At 68.1% G+C, this 15,568-nt stretch carries 12 protein-coding genes; 5 read left to right on the top strand and 7 right to left on the bottom strand.

Features of this window, described 5'->3' with window-relative positions:
* Window positions 1-139: 139 nt before the first annotated feature.
* The 3 genes from efeU (at window position 140) to E3O39_RS02675 (ending at window position 2,922) form a co-directional block, all read left to right on the top strand.
* Window positions 140-1,006 carry an iron uptake transporter permease EfeU gene (gene efeU / locus E3O39_RS02685; RefSeq protein WP_134449622.1) on the top strand — a complete coding sequence of 289 codons (867 nt, stop codon included), beginning with the start codon at window positions 140-142 and terminating at the stop codon, window positions 1,004-1,006.
* A 49-nt stretch (window positions 1,007-1,055) separates the two neighbouring features.
* Window positions 1,056-1,832, top strand: coding sequence for an alpha/beta fold hydrolase (locus tag E3O39_RS02680; protein WP_134449533.1), 777 nt, complete (start codon window positions 1,056-1,058; stop codon window positions 1,830-1,832).
* A 64-nt stretch (window positions 1,833-1,896) separates the two neighbouring features.
* Window positions 1,897-2,922 carry an NADPH:quinone reductase gene (locus E3O39_RS02675; RefSeq protein ID WP_134449532.1) on the top strand — a complete coding sequence of 342 codons (1,026 nt, stop codon included), beginning with the start codon at window positions 1,897-1,899 and terminating at the stop codon, window positions 2,920-2,922.
* Window positions 2,923-2,959: 37 nt separating this feature from the next.
* On the opposite strand, the gene E3O39_RS02670 is transcribed toward E3O39_RS02675, so the two are convergent.
* The 6 genes from E3O39_RS02670 to E3O39_RS02645 all read right to left on the bottom strand — a co-directional run bounded on the left by E3O39_RS02670 (window position 2,960) and on the right by E3O39_RS02645 (window position 10,996).
* The gene (locus E3O39_RS02670) at window positions 2,960-3,406 is read right to left on the bottom strand and encodes a hypothetical protein (RefSeq protein WP_134449531.1); all 447 of its coding nucleotides are present in this window, start codon (window positions 3,404-3,406) and stop codon (window positions 2,960-2,962) included.
* Between the two features lie 98 nt (window positions 3,407-3,504).
* A complete protein-coding gene (gene typA / locus E3O39_RS02665) occupies window positions 3,505-5,415 on the bottom strand; it encodes a translational GTPase TypA (RefSeq protein WP_134449530.1) in 1,911 nt (636 codons plus the stop codon).
* A gap of 234 nt (window positions 5,416-5,649) precedes the next feature.
* On the bottom strand, window positions 5,650-7,398 hold the full coding sequence (locus tag E3O39_RS02660; protein ID WP_134449529.1) for an ABC transporter ATP-binding protein: 1,749 nt from the start codon (window positions 7,396-7,398) through the stop codon (window positions 5,650-5,652).
* Window positions 7,395-8,342 carry an ABC transporter permease gene (locus tag E3O39_RS02655; protein WP_134449528.1) on the bottom strand — a complete coding sequence of 316 codons (948 nt, stop codon included), beginning with the start codon at window positions 8,340-8,342 and terminating at the stop codon, window positions 7,395-7,397. The genes E3O39_RS02660 and E3O39_RS02655 overlap by 4 nt, the downstream gene beginning before the upstream one ends.
* On the bottom strand, window positions 8,332-9,261 hold the full coding sequence (locus tag E3O39_RS02650; protein WP_134449527.1) for an ABC transporter permease: 930 nt from the start codon (window positions 9,259-9,261) through the stop codon (window positions 8,332-8,334). Before E3O39_RS02650 ends, E3O39_RS02655 begins: the two co-directional genes overlap by 11 nt.
* 124 nt (window positions 9,262-9,385) lie before the next feature.
* Complete coding sequence (locus tag E3O39_RS02645; protein WP_134449526.1) at window positions 9,386-10,996, bottom strand: ABC transporter substrate-binding protein; 1,611 nt, start codon at window positions 10,994-10,996, stop codon at window positions 9,386-9,388.
* A gap of 237 nt (window positions 10,997-11,233) precedes the next feature.
* On the opposite strand from E3O39_RS02645, the gene E3O39_RS02640 reads away from it, so the two are divergent.
* Entirely contained in the window at window positions 11,234-11,629 is a 396-nt protein-coding gene (locus E3O39_RS02640; protein ID WP_134449525.1) for a thiol-disulfide oxidoreductase DCC family protein, read from the top strand.
* Between the two features lie 26 nt (window positions 11,630-11,655).
* Window positions 11,656-12,468, top strand: coding sequence for a CPBP family intramembrane glutamic endopeptidase (locus tag E3O39_RS02635; protein WP_134449621.1), 813 nt, complete (start codon window positions 11,656-11,658; stop codon window positions 12,466-12,468).
* Window positions 12,469-12,629: 161 nt separating this feature from the next.
* Here E3O39_RS02635 and gcvP read toward each other — a convergent pair whose 3' ends face one another.
* A complete protein-coding gene (gene gcvP / locus E3O39_RS02630) occupies window positions 12,630-15,545 on the bottom strand; it encodes an aminomethyl-transferring glycine dehydrogenase (protein WP_241984954.1) in 2,916 nt (971 codons plus the stop codon).
* Between the last annotated feature and the right edge of the window lie 23 nt (window positions 15,546-15,568).

The following is a 15,568-nucleotide window of genomic DNA, read 5'->3' as shown; positions in this document are numbered from 1 at the left end:
TGCGCTCTCGCGGACCGTCCGGGGGTCTCGGAGCAACCCTCGCGGATTCTCAGGATCGTGGAGCGATCGGTAAGGGTAGGCTAACCATCCCCGTGCTATCGTGATGCTGCATCAGTATCCAGACCAGAACCGGAGTGCCGTGCTCGCCAACTACCTGATCGGACTCCGAGAGGGGCTCGAAGGTGCCCTCATCGTCACCATTCTCGTCGCCTACCTCGTGAAGATCGCCCGCCGCGACCTGCTCGGCCGTCTCTGGACGGGCGTCGGCCTCGCCGTGCTCCTCGCCCTCACGATCGGCGCCGTGCTCACCTTCGGCACCGCGAGCCTTCCGGAATCGGCCGAACCGGCCATCGCCGGCACGCTCTCCATCGCCGCGACCGGCCTGGTCACCTGGATGGTGTTCTGGATGCTGCGCACGGCCCGCGACCTGAGCGGCCACCTCCGCGGCACGATCGACCGCTCCCTCGTCGGCACCGGCGTCGGCCTCGTCCTGATCGCCTTCCTCGCCGTCGGGCGGGAGGGCATCGAAACGGCCCTGTTCATCTGGGCCGCCGTGCAGTCCACCGGCGAGACCACGCTGCCGCTCATCGGGGCCGCGCTCGGCATCCTCAGCGCGGTCGGCCTCGGAGCGCTCATCTACTTCGGCATGCTCAAGATCAACCTCGCGCGGTTCTTTACCTGGAGCGGGGCGATCCTGATCGTCGTCGCGGCCGGGGTACTCTCCTACGGTGTGCACGACCTGCAGGAGTCCGGGATCCTCCCCGGCGAGCACAACCTCGCCTTCGACGTGAGCGCCGCCATCCCGCCGGAGAGCTGGTACGGCACGCTGCTGAAGGGCACCCTGAACTTCTCGCCGGAGACCACCTGGCTCTCGCTGCTGGTCTGGCTCGCATACACCGGAACGGTGCTCACGATCTTCCTCGTGTCGAGCGCCCGCAACCGGGCCGGGCGTCCGGTCGTCGCCCCCCGCGTCGATGCCGTGAAGATGGCCGCCACCGCCCGCTGAGCCCGCTGAACCCGCCGCACCGTCGCACCGTCGCCAAAGGAGACCACAGATGCCCGAATTCGTCCGGTCGGCCGATGGCACTCGGATCGCGTACGACAGCCTCGGTTCCGGGGACCCGGTCATCGTCATCGGCGGTGCCTTCAACACCCGGTCCTCCCCGTATCCGCTCGTGACCCTGCTCGCCGAGCACGTCACGGCGTACACCTTCGACCGGCGCGGCAAGGGCGAGAGCCCGGAATCCGGGCCGTACGCCGTCGAACGCGAAATCGAGGACCTGGCCGCCCTCGTCGCCGTGGCCGGAGGCGCAGCCGGCGTGTACGGCCATTCCTCCGGAGCGATCCTGGCGATCGAGGCCGCTGCCGCCGGCGTGCACATCACCCGGCTCGCAGTCTACGAGCCGCCATACACCGCCGATCCGGAGCACCCGGCCCCGGCGGACGACCTCGGCCTCCAGGCCGCCCTCGACGCCGGAGACCCCGCTGCCGCAGCGGCGCTCTTCCTCCGCATCACCGGAATGGACGACGCGGCCGTGCGCTCCATCACGTCCGCACCGTTCTGGCCTGGACTCGTCCACCTCGCCCCCACCCTGCCGCACGAACTCGCCCTGACGGGCGACGGCCTGCCCCCTCGTGAACGCCTGACCGCGATCACGGCACCCACGCTGGCACTCGCCGGTGGCAGGAGCCCGGCCTGGGCAGCCCGTGCAGCCGTGGCCGTGGCGTCCTGCGTCGCCGACGGTACGGTGCTGACCGTGCCCGGCCAGGGTCACGACGTCGACCAGGCCGTGCTGGCCCCGCTGCTCGCCGACTTCTTCCTGGGCCGCTGACCTCGTTCCGCCGATTCCGTGCCGCCGCGGGAACCTTTTCCGCCGCCGGGGCGTTGGAACCTGCATGAGAGCAATCGTCTACAGCGAAACCGGCACCCCCGACGTCCTCCGTCTCGTCGAACGCGATCTTCCGCAACCCGGACCCGGCGAGGTACGGGTGCGCATCCTCGTCTCGGGCGTGAACCCCACCGACTGGAAGTCGCGCGCGGGCAGCCGGCCCGGCGAAGCGCTCTTGTTCCCCGAGGTCGTGCCGAACCAGGACGGCGCCGGCATCGTCGACGCCGTCGGCGCGGGCGTCGAGCGCCTGGACGTCGGCGACCGGGTCTGGACGGCCATCGCCGCGTACGGACTCGCCTCCGGCGGCACCGCCCAGGACTTCACCGTGCTCCCGGCCGAACGGGTGTACCCGCTGCCGGACTCGGCGAGCTTCGACCTCGGCGCGACCCTCGGCGTTCCGGCCATGACAGCGCACCGCGCGCTCACCGTCGCCGAAGACGGACCCCGGCGCCTCTCCCCCGGTGCACTCACCGGACGGACTGTGCTCGTCGCCGGTGGCGCAGGCGCGGTCGGCCACGCGGCCATCGAGCTGGCCCGCTGGGCAGGGGCGACCGTCATCACGACGGTGAGCAGCGCGGAGAAGGGCGCACTCGCATCCGCCGCCGGCGCGCACCACGTCGTGAACTACCGCGAGGCGGATGCCGCCCGCGCCATCCGGGCGCTGGCGCCCGAAGGCGTCGACCTGGTCGTCGAAGTCGCTCCCGCGCAGAATGCGGTCCTCAACACGGCCGTGATCCGCACCCGCGGCTCGATCGCGGTGTACGCGACGACGGGAAAGCCGCTCGCGCTCGACATCCGTTCCCAGATGACCCTCAACGTGCGCTACCAGTTCCAGTTGCTCTACACGCTCGGCCAGGACCTCCTCGACGCCGCAGCCGCCGACATCGGTTCGGCCATCGGTGACGGCGCCCTCCACGTCGGTGCCGAAGCCGGCCTGCCCCTGCACCGCTTCCCCCTCGAGAGCACCGCGGGCGCGCACGCCGCCGTCGAGGCCGGCCTGGTCGGCAAGGTCCTCATCGACGTCGCCCCCTGAGGAATTCGGCGGGCAGGCGCCGTTCGGGGCCCGGCGGTCAGGAGACCGGCGTGACCGTATAGAGCAGGCCGTCCGTGTTTCCAGCGACGAGCACCGCGTAGTGGTCGTTCTTCATCGAGACGAGACCTGCGGAGCCCACCGTCGCCGAGACGTCGCTCCCGGCCACGAAACCGGCGGCCGTCAGGGTCCGGGTGGCCTCGGCTACGGGATCGGCGGCGGTTGCCTTGACGGTCACGGTCCAGCCGGGCTTGTCACCCTTCTGGGCCGACGCGAACAGGATTTCGCCGTCGACGATGGGCACCTCGGACGGCCAGCCGGCCGGGAGCGCGCCGCCCAGGCTCACGTCTCCGTTTGTCGCACCCTGCACGGCCCCGTTCACGGCCTTCTGCGCGGCGTCGGCGCTGCATCCGGTCAGCAGCGTGCCGCCGACCAGGGCAAGCGCGATCGTCGCCAGGACGCGGGCGTGCAGGAGGGGTGTCGTCATCTTCTTCTCTTCCTCAGTCGTGGGGCAAAACAAACGGCGCCGGCGGTGCCGCTCTGGTCTACCAGAGCGTAACCGCCGGCGCCGCCGACAAGCTGGGACTAGTTCGCGTCCTGCTTCTTGATGCGCGAGACGTTGCGTGCGCGAGCGGATGCCGCGAGCTCGACCTTGCGGATACGCACGATCGCGGGGGTCACCTCGACACACTCGTCTTCACGGGCGAATTCGAGGCACTCCTCGAGCGTCAGCTGACGCGACGGCGTCATCGACTCGAAGGTGTCGGAGGTGGACTGACGCATGTTGGTCAGTTTCTTTTCCTTGGTGATATTGACGTCCATGTCGTCGGCGCGCGAGTTCTCGCCGATGACCATGCCTTCGTAGACCTCTTCGGTCGGGTTGACGAAGAAGGACATCCGCTCCTGCAGGGCGATGATCGCGAACGGCGTCACGACGCCGTTGCGGTCGGCGACGATCGAGCCGTTGTTGCGGGTGATGATCGGGCCGGCCCAGGCCTCGTAGCCGTGGAAGATCGCGTTGGCGATACCGGTACCGCGGGTGTCGGTCAGGAACTGGGTGCGGAAGCCGATCAGGCCGCGGGACGGAACGATGAATTCCATCCGGACCCAGCCGGTGCCGTGGTTCGCCATGTTCTCCATGCGGCCCTTGCGCGCGGCGAGGAGCTGGGTGATCGCGCCGAGGTACTCTTCGGGCGAGTCGATGGTGAGGTGTTCGTACGGCTCGTGGATCTTGCCGTCGACGCGGTGCACGACGACCTGCGGCTTGCCGACGGTGAGCTCGAAGCCTTCGCGGCGCATCTGCTCGACGAGGATGGCGAGGGCGAGTTCGCCACGGCCCTGGACCTCCCAGGCGTCCGGGCGTCCGATGTCGACGACCTTCAGGGAGACGTTACCGACGAGTTCGCGGTCGAGACGGTCCTTGACCATGCGGGCGGTGAGCTTGTGGCCCTTGACCTTGCCCATGATGGGCGAGGTGTTGGTGCCGATCGTCATCGAGATGGCGGGCTCGTCGACCGTGATGGTCGGCAGCGCGCGGGGGTCGTCGGGGTCCGCGAGGGTCTCACCGATGGTGATGTCCTCGAAGCCGGCGACGGCGACGATGTCGCCGGGGCCCGCGCTCTCGGTCGGGTAGCGGTCGAGAGCCTTGGTGATCAGGAGCTCGGTCACGCGCACGTTGTGCACCGAACCGTCGTGCTTGATCCAGGCGACGGTCTGGCCCTTGCGGATCGTGCCGTGGAAGACGCGGAGCAGCGCGAGGCGGCCGAGGAACGGCGAGGCGTCGAGGTTGGTGACGTGGGCCTGCAGCGGGTGCTCGTCGTCGTAGACGGGGGCCGGGATGTGCTCGAGGATCGCTTCGAAGAGCGGCTCGAGGTCGGCGTTGTCGGGCAGCTGGCCGTTCTCGGGCTGGTTGCGGCTCGCGGCGCCGTTACGGCCGGACGCGTAGACGACGGGGACGTCGAGAATGGCGTCGAGGTCGAGGTCGGGGTGCGTGTCGGCCATGTCGCTCGCGAGGCCGATGAGCAGGTCCTGGCTCTCCGCGACGACCTCTTCGATGCGCGCGTCCGGGCGGTCGGTCTTGTTGACCAGGAGGATCACGGGCAGGTGGGCCTCGAGCGCCTTGCGCAGCACGAAGCGGGTCTGCGGCAGCGGGCCCTCGCTCGCGTCGACGAGGAGAACGACACCATCGACCATGGACAGGCCGCGCTCGACCTCGCCACCGAAGTCGGCGTGGCCGGGGGTGTCGATCACGTTGATCGTGATGGGGCCGTCGGTGGCGTGGATGCCCTTGTACGAGATCGCCGTGTTCTTGGCGAGGATGGTGATGCCCTTTTCGCGCTCGAGCTCGTTCGAGTCCATCGCGCGCTCGTCCACGTGCGAGTGGTCCGAGAACGAGTTGGTCTGCTGGAGCATCGCGTCAACCAGCGTGGTCTTGCCGTGGTCGACGTGGGCGACGATTGCGACATTTCGGAGGTTATTGCGCGTGGCAATCGCCATGAAGTGAATCCTTACGAAGAATGATGCCGCGGACAAACGGATGCGGCGAAGAATGGATGTATGTGGTCAAGGTCCGACCCAACGGATAATCCTACCGCACTCTCCCTGCCGGGAGGCTGGGAGCCCCGTTGTGGCCGCGTCTCCGGGGTGTTCCGGGCATCCGCTTGGACGACGAACGGGGCGGGGACCGCAGTCCCCGCCCCGTTTCTCGGCGCTGAAGCCGGTCGGTCCGGCCTAGCGCCCGAACTCGAAGTTGCCGCCAGGGATCGCGGCGAGCAGCTCCTGCGTGTAGGTCTGGCGGGGATTGTCGAAGACCTCGTCCGTCGTTGCGGCCTCGACGATCCGGCCCTGCTGCATGACGCAGACGTTGTCCGCGACGAGGCGGACCACGGCGAGGTCGTGGGTGATGAACAGGTAGGTCAGGTCGAGTTCCGTCTGCAGCTCGGTCAGGAGGTTGAGCACCTGGCCCTGCACGAGCACGTCGAGGGCGGAGACCGCCTCGTCGAGCACGAGCACGTCGGGTTTGAGCGCGAGCGCCCTGGCGATCGCGATGCGCTGCCGCTGGCCGCCCGAGAGTTCGCTCGGGTAGCGGTGCCGGGAGGCCCAGGGCAGGGAGACCTGGTCGAGGAGCTCGCGCACCCGTTCCTGTCGTTCCTTCGCCGTGCCGACCTTGTGTGCGAGCAACGGCTCTGCGATCGTGTTGCCGACGTTGTACTGCGGGTCGAGGGAGCCGTACGGGTCCTGGAAGACCGGTTGCACCCGGCGCCGGAACTTGAGCAGGTCCGCGCCCTTGAGGCCGGCGACATCCTGGCCGTCGAACTCGATCCGGCCGCTCGTGATGGTCTCGAGCTGCAGGATGAGCTTGGCGACGGTGGACTTGCCGGAGCCGGACTCGCCGACGAGAGCGGTCGTGGTGCCCTTCTGAATGCCGAAGGACACGTCGTTGACCGCGAGCAGGTCGTTGTACTTCAGGCCCTTGGTGCGGATCCGGTACATCTTGGAGATGCCCTCGACCGAGATGAGGTCCTTGGTCGGGGCGGCATCTTCCCGCTCCCTGGCGCGCTTGATCAGGACATCGTCGTTCGCCCCTGCCACGGACGTGGCGGGAGCGGCGACGACGGGATGCTTGGCCGACTGGATCCGACGCGATGCGAGGCTCGGAGCCGCCGCGACGAGACGCTGCGTGTAGGGATGCTGCGGGTTGGCCAGGATCTCCTGCGAGGGCCCGGATTCGACGACCTTGCCCTTGTACATCACCACGAGCTGTTCCGCACGCTCGGCGGCGAGGCCGAGGTCGTGGGTGATGAACAGCACGGACGTGCCGTAGTCACGCGTCAGGGTGGCGAGGTGGTCGAGAATCTGGCGCTGGACGGTCACGTCGAGCGCGGACGTCGGCTCGTCGGCGATCAGCAGCTTCGGACGGGCCGAGAGGCCGATCCCGATCAGCACGCGCTGCCGCATGCCGCCGGAGAACTGGTGCGGATACTGCTTGAGCCGGTCCTCTGCGTCGCTGAGCCCGGCCTCCTTGAGGACCTCGATCGTGCGGAGCTTCGCGGCCTTGCCCTGGGCGACCCCGTTGGCACGGATCGCCTCCTCGACCTGGAAGCCGATGTTCCAGACGGGATTGAGGTTCGACATCGGGTCCTGGGGGACGTACCCGATCAGGCGCCCGCGGACGTCCTGCATCTCCTTGGCCTTGAGGGTGGTGAGGTCGCGGCCCTCGAACAGGATCTGGCCGGCGGTCACCTTGCCGGTGTTGGCGAGCAGGTTGATGATCGCCTGCGCCGTCGTGGTCTTGCCCGAACCGGACTCGCCCACGATCGCGAGGGTCTGGCCCGGGTACAGGGTGAGGTTGACGCCGCGAACGGCGGGAACGACTCCGTGCTGGGTCTGGAAGCCGACCTCGAGGTCGCGGATCTCGAGGAGCGGGGAATTCTCGTCGCGTACGGCGGTGGTCACTGGTTCGATCACGGTCTGGCTCATCGGCGTGCCCTCGATTCGGGGTCGAGTGCGTCGCGCACGGCGTCGCCGAGCATCAGGAAGGCGAGCACGGTCATGGACAGGGCGATGGCCGGGTAGATCAGCACCTGCGGGTTGGTCCGGATCGAGGTCTGGGCCGAGTTGATGTCATTGCCCCAGGACATGATCTGCGGGGGCAGGCCGATGCCGAGGAAGGACAGCGTCGCCTCGGCGACGATGAACGTGCCGAGGGAGACCGTCGCGATCACGATCACGGGGGCGATCGCGTTGGGAACGACGTGACGGACGAGGATCCGGAACTTCGAGACGCCGAGGGCGATGGACGCCGTGACGTAGTCGGAATTCCGGGCCGAGAGCACGGAACCGCGCATGATCCGCGCGATCTGGGGCCACGCGAAGATCGACAGCACCAGGGCGATCGTGACCGGGGTGCGGTCCGGGAGGACCGACATCAGGACGATGGCACCGAGGACGGTCGGGACGGCGAAGAAGATGTCGCCGATCCGGGAGACGATCGCGTCGAAGACGCCGCCGTAGTAGCCCGCGAGGGCTCCCACGACCACGCCGAAGAGCGTGACGATGACGGTTGCGAGCAAGCCCACGGTGACGGAGGCCTGGGTGCCGTGGATCATCCGCGAGTACACGTCACAGCCCTGGCGGGTGAAGCCGAGCAGGTGTCCCTCTTCCGGGCCCTTGTTGCTGTTGGCGAGCAGGCAGTTCTGGTCCGGCGACACCTGCGTGAAGATGCCGGGGAAGAGCGCCACGATCACGATCAGCAGGATGAGGACGGAGGAGATCCAGAAGCTGGGCTTGCCGCGCAGCGACTCCCAGGCATCCGCCCACGTGCTGCGGGCCTTCTCGGTCTCGTCCAGGCGGTCGACCGCCGCGACGGGGGTGTCGTCGAGAGCCGCGACGAAGTGCGGCTGCGTGTTCCGGTTACTTGGCATAACGAATCCTCGGGTCCAGGGCTGCGTACAGCAGGTCGACGAGCAGGTTCGCCAGCACGAAGATCACGACCATGACGGCGATGAACGACACCACGGTCGGTCCCTCGCCGAGTTTGATCGCCTTGTAGACGGTGCCGCCGACACCGTTGATGTTGAAGATGCCCTCTGTCACGATCGCGCCGACCATCAGGGAGCCGAGGTCGACGCCGAGGAAGGTGACGACCGGGACAAGCGAGTTCCGCAGCACGTGCACGGTGACGACGCGGCGTCGCGACAGCCCCTTCGCCGTCGCGGTGCGCACGAAGTCAGCACCGAGGTTCTCTGAGACGCTGGCCCGGGTGAGCCGCACGATGTACGCGAACGAGACGGATGCGAGCACGATGGCCGGCAGGACCAGCTCGGAGAGCGGCGCCTCGCTGCTGACCGTCGTGCGGGCCCAGCCGAGCTTGACCGCGAACACGTACTGCAGGATGAAGCCGATCACGAACGTCGGCACGCTGATCAACAGCAGGCTGACCACGAGGGCGCTCGCGTCGAAGAGCTTGCCCTTGCGGAGTCCCGCGACGAGGCCGACGAGGATACCGGCGACGGACTCGAAGAACAGCGCGAGGAGCGCGAGCCGGGCGGTGATCGGGAAGGCGGCGGCCATCACGTCGGAAACGGCACGACCGGAGTACGTGGTGCCGAGGTCTCCGTGGAAGAACCCGCCGATGTAGATGAGGTACTGCACGATGAACGGCTGGTCCAGGTGGTACTGGATGCGGAGCTGTTCGATCACGCCGGGTGCCGGTTGCCGGTCACCGAAGAGTGCAGCGATGGGGTCTCCGGGGAGGGAGAACACCATGAAGTAGATGAGGAAGGTGGCGCCGAAGAATACCGGGATCATCTGGAGCAGGCGTTTGCCGGTGTACCAGAGCATCAGGTTCCCGCGCTGGAACGAACGGACATAAGGATCACAATCACTGGTCGAGTCTAGCGAGCGATGCCCGGGACTGAGTGCCCCGGGCATCGCTACGCATGAAACTGGGTCTTATTTTGTGGAGTTAGCCTTTGGTGATTTCGTTGTACAGCGGCACGGAATCCCAGCCGAAGACGACGTTCTCAACCTTGTCGGACCAGACGGCGGTCACGTTGGAGTACCAGAGCGGGATGGTCGGAAGGTCCTTGAGCAGGACTTCCTGGGCCGCCACGTACTTCGCGGTCGCGTCGTCGACGGACTTCGCTGCCGAACCCTCCTTGAGGAGGGTGTCGAACTCGGTGCTGCTGTACTGCTCGTAGTTCGAGCCGGCACCGGTCTGGTACAGCGGCGCGAGGAAGTTGTACATCGAGGGGTAGTCGCCCTGCCATCCGGCGCGGGTGGCACCGGTCAGCTTGTGCGCCTTGCGGTCGGCGAGAGCGGCCTTGAAGGTCGCGTACGGCTTGCCGACTGCGTCGATGCCGAGGGTGTTCTTGATGCTGTTCGCCACGGCGTCGACCCAGGCGGCGTGTCCGCCGTCTGCGTTGTACGCGATGTCGAAGGTGCCGGTGTACGGGGAGATCTTGTCAGCGGCCGCCCAGTCCTTGACGGCTTCTTCCTTGTTGAACTTCAGCACGTCGGAACCGTCGAGGGAGTCGGAGTAACCCGCGATGACCGGCGAGGTGAAGTCGGTCGCGGGGGTGCGGGTGCCCTGGAAGATGACGTCCGTGATTTCCTTGCGGTCGATGGCCATCGAGATGGCCGCGCGACGCAGCTTGCCCTCTTCGCCACTCCAGTGCTCGAGGTAGTACGGCATGTTGAACGCCTGGAAGATCGCGGCCGGCTGGTTCACGAATCGCTCCGGGAAGTCAGTCTGGTATGTCGCGAACGCGGAGTCGGGGACGGCGTCGAGGACGTCGAGGTTTCCGCCCTGCACGTCGGCGTATGCGGCATCCGTCGAGGAGTAGAAGACGATGCTCAGGCCGCCGTTTGCGGGGGTGCGCAGGCCCTTGTACTCCGGGTTCGTGATGAGGTCGATCTTGACGTTGTGCTCCCACGCGCCGGTCTTGGCCAGCATGTACGGGCCGTCGCCGATCGGGTTCTCACCGAATGCCGCCATGTCGGCGTATGCGACGGACGGCAGCGGCATGAAGGCCGTGTAGCCGAGGCGCAGCGGCCAGTCGGCCTCCGGCGAGGCGAGCGTGACGGTGAAGGTCGTGTCGTCGACGACCTTGAGCCCGGTGAGCTCGGTGTCGGCGTCGTAGCTGAAGCCCTCGATGTCGTCGAAGAAGTAGGAAGCGCTCTGCGTGTTGCTGAACTTGGCACCATAGTTCCAGGCGTCGACGAACGACTTGGACGTGACGGCCTCACCGTTGGTGAACTTCCACCCGGTGTTGAGCGTGATGGTCCAGTGCTGTGCGTCGTCGGCCGAGATCGACTTGGCGACCTCGTTCTTGCCCTCGCCCTTGGCGTCGTAGGACACCAGTCCGGCATAGATCGAGGTCATAATCTTGCCGCCACCGGTTTCGGTGGTGTTCGTCGTGATCAACGGGTTCTGCGGTTCGCTGCCGTTGGTCGAGATGATGGCTTTCGCGTCACCCGTCTTCGCCGGCGTCGTCGAGCCGCTGGCACAACCGGAGAGCATGAGCGCTCCCGCTGTGGCCAGAGCGATGGGAATGCCCAGTCTCCTGATTTTCAATTTTCCTCCAGTGCGCAGGGAAACGCCGCGCGATTCGGGACCGCGAAGACGCCTCAGATACTTCTGACCCTAAGTATTCGTTGAGCCAAAAGCACAATCATGAGTCGAATCGTTACCTCGACGAAACATTCTGCGCAAACATGTTGCGCAGATGGACGTTCTTTCGCCGAAACTCGCGCCGCTCTGCCGGGATCGCTCGCCGCCACGCCCTGCCGGCATCGATGCGAGGATAGGGGGATGACTGCTGGTATCCCCGCGCGCGCGACTGTGTTGATCTTCGACGGCGACTGCGCATTCTGCACGACCGCCGTCGGCTGGATGCGCCGCTTGTTGCCGGCAATGCCGGATGCGTCGCCGTACCAGTGGTCCGATCTTCCGGCGCTCGGCCTGACCGAGACGGATGCCCGCTCCCGGGTCTGGCTCGTCGATTCCGCTGGAGCGCGGTTCGGCGGTGCCGCCGCAGTGGCCGCCCTGCTCCGCCACCAGCCGGCTCCCGGCCTGCGTTTCCTCGGCTGGCTCGGCACCGTGCCGCCGTGGTCGTGGGCCGCTGAGGCCGGCTACCGGGTGGTGGCCCGCAACCGGCACCGCCTGCCCGGCGGGACCCCGGCCTGCCGGATGAAGCCGGCCGAGTAACCATCAGCGGAGGGAGCACCAGCTTGATGAGCACCAGCGGCAGGGATTCTTCCGGCGTGGTCCCCGCGGGGACCAGGGGCGTGAATCGGGCGCGACTGGCCTGGGAAGTCGTCATCGTCCTCGGGTTGTCGCTCGGGGCATCCGCCGTGTATTCGATCGTGTCGATCATCACGCGCCTGACCGACACGACCCCGCTCGGCAACCAGTCGACGACCATCAACGGCTCGCAGTCGACCCGGGAATGGCTCGACTTCACCTACCAGTTCCTCGGCATCTTCTTCGAACTGTTCGCGGTCGCCCTCGTGCTCTACCTGCTCTGGCGGCCCGGGGCCAGCAGTTTCCGGCGGCTCGGCTTCGACCTGACCCAGCCGCGGCTGGACCTGGCGGGCGGTGTCCTGCTCGTGCTCGCCATCGGCATCCCCGGTCTCGGCCTCTACCTCGCGGGACGGGCGCTCGGGATCACGGTTGCGGTCGTCGCCTCCCCCATCGACACGTTCTGGTGGACGATCCCGATCCTGCTGTTCTCCGCGCTCCGCGCCGCGCTCAGCGAGGAGCTCATCGTCGTCGGGTACCTCTTCACCCGGCTCAGGGAACTCGGCTGGTCGACCTGGACGATCATCACGGCATCCGCACTTCTCCGTGGCAGCTATCACCTGTACCAGGGCATCGGGCCGTTCATCGGCAACGCGGCCATGGGCGTCGTCTTCGGGTGGTGCTACACCCGCTGGGGCCGCACGGCGCCGCTCGTCGTGGCGCACACCATCCTCGACGTTGTCTCCTTCGTCGGCTACCCCCTCGCGCTGTCCTGGTGGCCCGCCCTCCTGGCTCCCGCCACCTGACCGACACGCTCCCCCGCGGCCCGTCCCCGTCCCGCCCCGTCCGTAATACCGCCGATTTCCTTCCGCGAGAGTACAGTTTTGGCCCTTAAGCCGATGATTTAAGGGCCAAAACTGTACTCTCGCGGCCGGGCTACGGACGCGTCAGGGCGCAGCGGATGCTGCTAGTCGGCGAAGGCCTCTGGCGGCGGGCAGGCGCAGACCAGGTTCCGGTCTCCGAAGGCGTTGTCGATCCTGCGGACCGGCGGCCAGTACTTGCCCCGGATGAGGCTGCGCAGCGGGTAGACGGCGGTCGCGCGGTCGTAGGCGTGCTCCCACTCCCCCTCGATCACTGACTGCGCCGTGTGCGGGGCATTGTGCAGAGGGTTGTCGTCGGCCGGCCAGACGCCGGCGGCGACGGCATCCGCTTCGGCCTTGATCGCGATCATGGCCTCGATGAAGCGGTCGATCTCGCCGAGGTCCTCGCTCTCGGTCGGTTCGACCATGAGCGTGCCCGAGACAGGGAAGCTCATCGTGGGCGCGTGGAAGCCGTAGTCGACGAGGCGCTTGGCGACGTCGTCGACGGTCACGCCCGTCGCGGCGGTCAGCGGGCGCAGGTCGAGGATGCACTCGTGTGCGACGAGACCGTTCTCCCCGGAGTAGAGCAGAGGGTAGGCGCCCTCGAGCCCCTTCGCGACGTAGTTGGCGGCGAGCACCGCAGCGCCGGTGGCCTGTTTGAGGCCGGCCGCGCCCATCATGCGCACGTAGGCCCACGAGATCGGCAGGATGCCCGGGCTCCCGTACGGTGCGGCAGAGACCGGGCCGCCGCCGTGCACGACGGTTCCGACGGTGCCGGTCGCGATGCCCGTTGCGATTGCGCCCACGGTGGCGCCGCCGCGCAGGTAGTGCTCCGCGTCCTGGGCGAGCGGGTGGCCCGGCAGGAACGGCGCAAGGTGCGCCTTGGCCGCGACCGGGCCGACACCGGGTCCGCCGCCGCCGTGCGGGATGCAGAAGGTCTTGTGCAGGTTGAGGTGCGACACGTCGCCGCCGAAGTCGCCGTACCGGGCGAAGCCGAGCAGCGCGTTGAGGTTGGCGCCGTCGACGTAGACCTGCCCGCCGGCCGCGTGCACGGCCTGGCAGATGGTGCCGACCTCGTGCTCGTAGACGCCGTGCGTCGAGGGGTAGGTGATCATGAGCGCGGCGAGGCTGTCGGCGTGCTCGGCGATCTTCGCGCGCAGGTCGTCGAGGTCGACGTTCCCGAGGTCGTCGCACGCGACGACGACGACCTTCATGCCGGCGAGCACGGCGGATGCCGCGTTCGTGCCGTGCGCGCTCGACGGGATCAGGCAGATGGTGCGTTCAGCGTTGCCGTTGGCGAGGTGATAGCCGCGGATGGCGAGCAGCCCGGACAGTTCGCCCTGGCTCCCCGCGTTCGGCTGGAGCGACACGGAATCGTACCCCGTGACATCCGTCAGCCACGTCTCGAGCTGCCGGATGAGTTCGAGGTAGCCGTCGACGTCGTCGCGTGGGGCGAAGGGGTGGATTCCGCTGAATTCGGGCCAGCTGACGGCCTCCATCTCGGTCGCCGCATTGAGCTTCATGGTGCAGGAGCCGAGTGGGATCATGCCGCGGTCGAGCGCGTAGTCGTAGTCGGCGAGGCGCTTGAGGTAGCGCATCATGCTCGTCTCGGAGCGGTGCGTGTTGAAGACAGGGTGCTCGAGGTACGTCGTGGTGCGGGCGAGCTCCTCGGGGAGCCCGGTGACGGATGCCTCGAGGTCGACGTGTCCGAAGGCATCCGTTCCGCCGAACGCGCCGAGCACCGCGGCGAGGTCGCTCCGGGTGGTGGTCTCGTCGACACTGATGCCGATCGTGTCGCAGTCGACCTGGTAGAGGTTGACGCCGGCGCCCGAGGCGCGGGCGACGATCTCGGCGGCACGGGACGGCATCGAGACCCGCACGGTGTCGAAGAAGGTGTCGTTCAGCACCGTCACGTCCGCGGCGCGGAGTGCGCCGACGAGCCGGCCGGCGTTCTCGTGCACCCCGCGGGCGATCTGGCGAAGCCCGTCCGGGCCGTGGTAGACCGCGTACATGCCCGCCATGACGGCGAGGAGCACCTGGGCGGTGCAGATGTTCGAGGTTGCCTTGTCCCGGCGGATGTGCTGCTCGCGCACCTGGAGCGACAGGCGGTAGGCCGGGTGGCCGGCCGCGTCGACGCTCACGCCGACGAGGCGCCCGGGCATCTGGCGTTCGAGGCCCTTGCGGACGGCGAGGTAGCCGGCGTGCGGACCGCCGAAGCCCATCGGCACGCCGAAGCGCTGGCTCGTGCCGACGGCCACGTCAGCACCGAGTTCGCCGGGCGACATGATCAGGGTGAGCGCGAGCAGGTCGGCGGCGACGACGGCGAGAGCGCCCTGGGCGTGTGCTGCCTCGATCACGGCGGCAGGATTCCAGACCGTCCCGGTCGCGCCGGGGTACTGCACGAACACGCCGAAGTAGTCGCCGAGCCCGGCGGAGGCATCGGCGTCACCGGCGGCGGCGGGCTCCGCGTCGGCGCCGGGCGTGCCGAAGTCGGTCTCCACGAGCTCGATCCCGAGCGCGGCGGCCCGGTTCGCGAGCAGTGCCTTCGTCTGCGGGAGCGCGTCGGCGTCGACGAGGAACCGGTGCGACGGCGACTTCGAGCCGCGCCTGGCGAGGAGCATGCCCTCGACGACGGCTGTCGACTCGTCGAGCATCGACGCGTTCGCGGTGTGCAGACCGGTCAGGTCGGCGATCATCGTCTGGAAGTTGATCAGCGCCTCGAGCCGGCCCTGGGAGATCTCGGGCTGGTAGGGGGTGTACGCCGTGTACCAGCTCGGGTTCTCGAGGACATTGCGCTTGATCACGGCCGGCGTGATCGTGTCGTAGTAGCCGAGCCCTATCATCGAGCGCTGTACGGTGTTGCGGCCGGCGAGGGCGCGCAGCTCCGCGAGCGCCTCGCGCTCGCTCGCTGCGGGCGGAAGCAGGGTGTCCGACTCCGACCGGAACGCGTCGACGTGGATCGAGGCGGGAACGGCGGCGGCCACGAGGGCGTTGACGGAGTCGTAGCCGAGGCGGGCGAGCATCGTGGCCTGCGCCGCGGCATCCG

The sequence above is a fragment of the Cryobacterium sp. MDB2-A-1 genome (genome assembly GCF_004402675.1).
Lineage (GTDB): Bacteria > Actinomycetota > Actinomycetes > Actinomycetales > Microbacteriaceae > Cryobacterium > Cryobacterium glucosi.
Note: the sequence above shows the minus strand (reverse complement) of the source record. Positions and strands in the feature narration are given on the sequence as shown.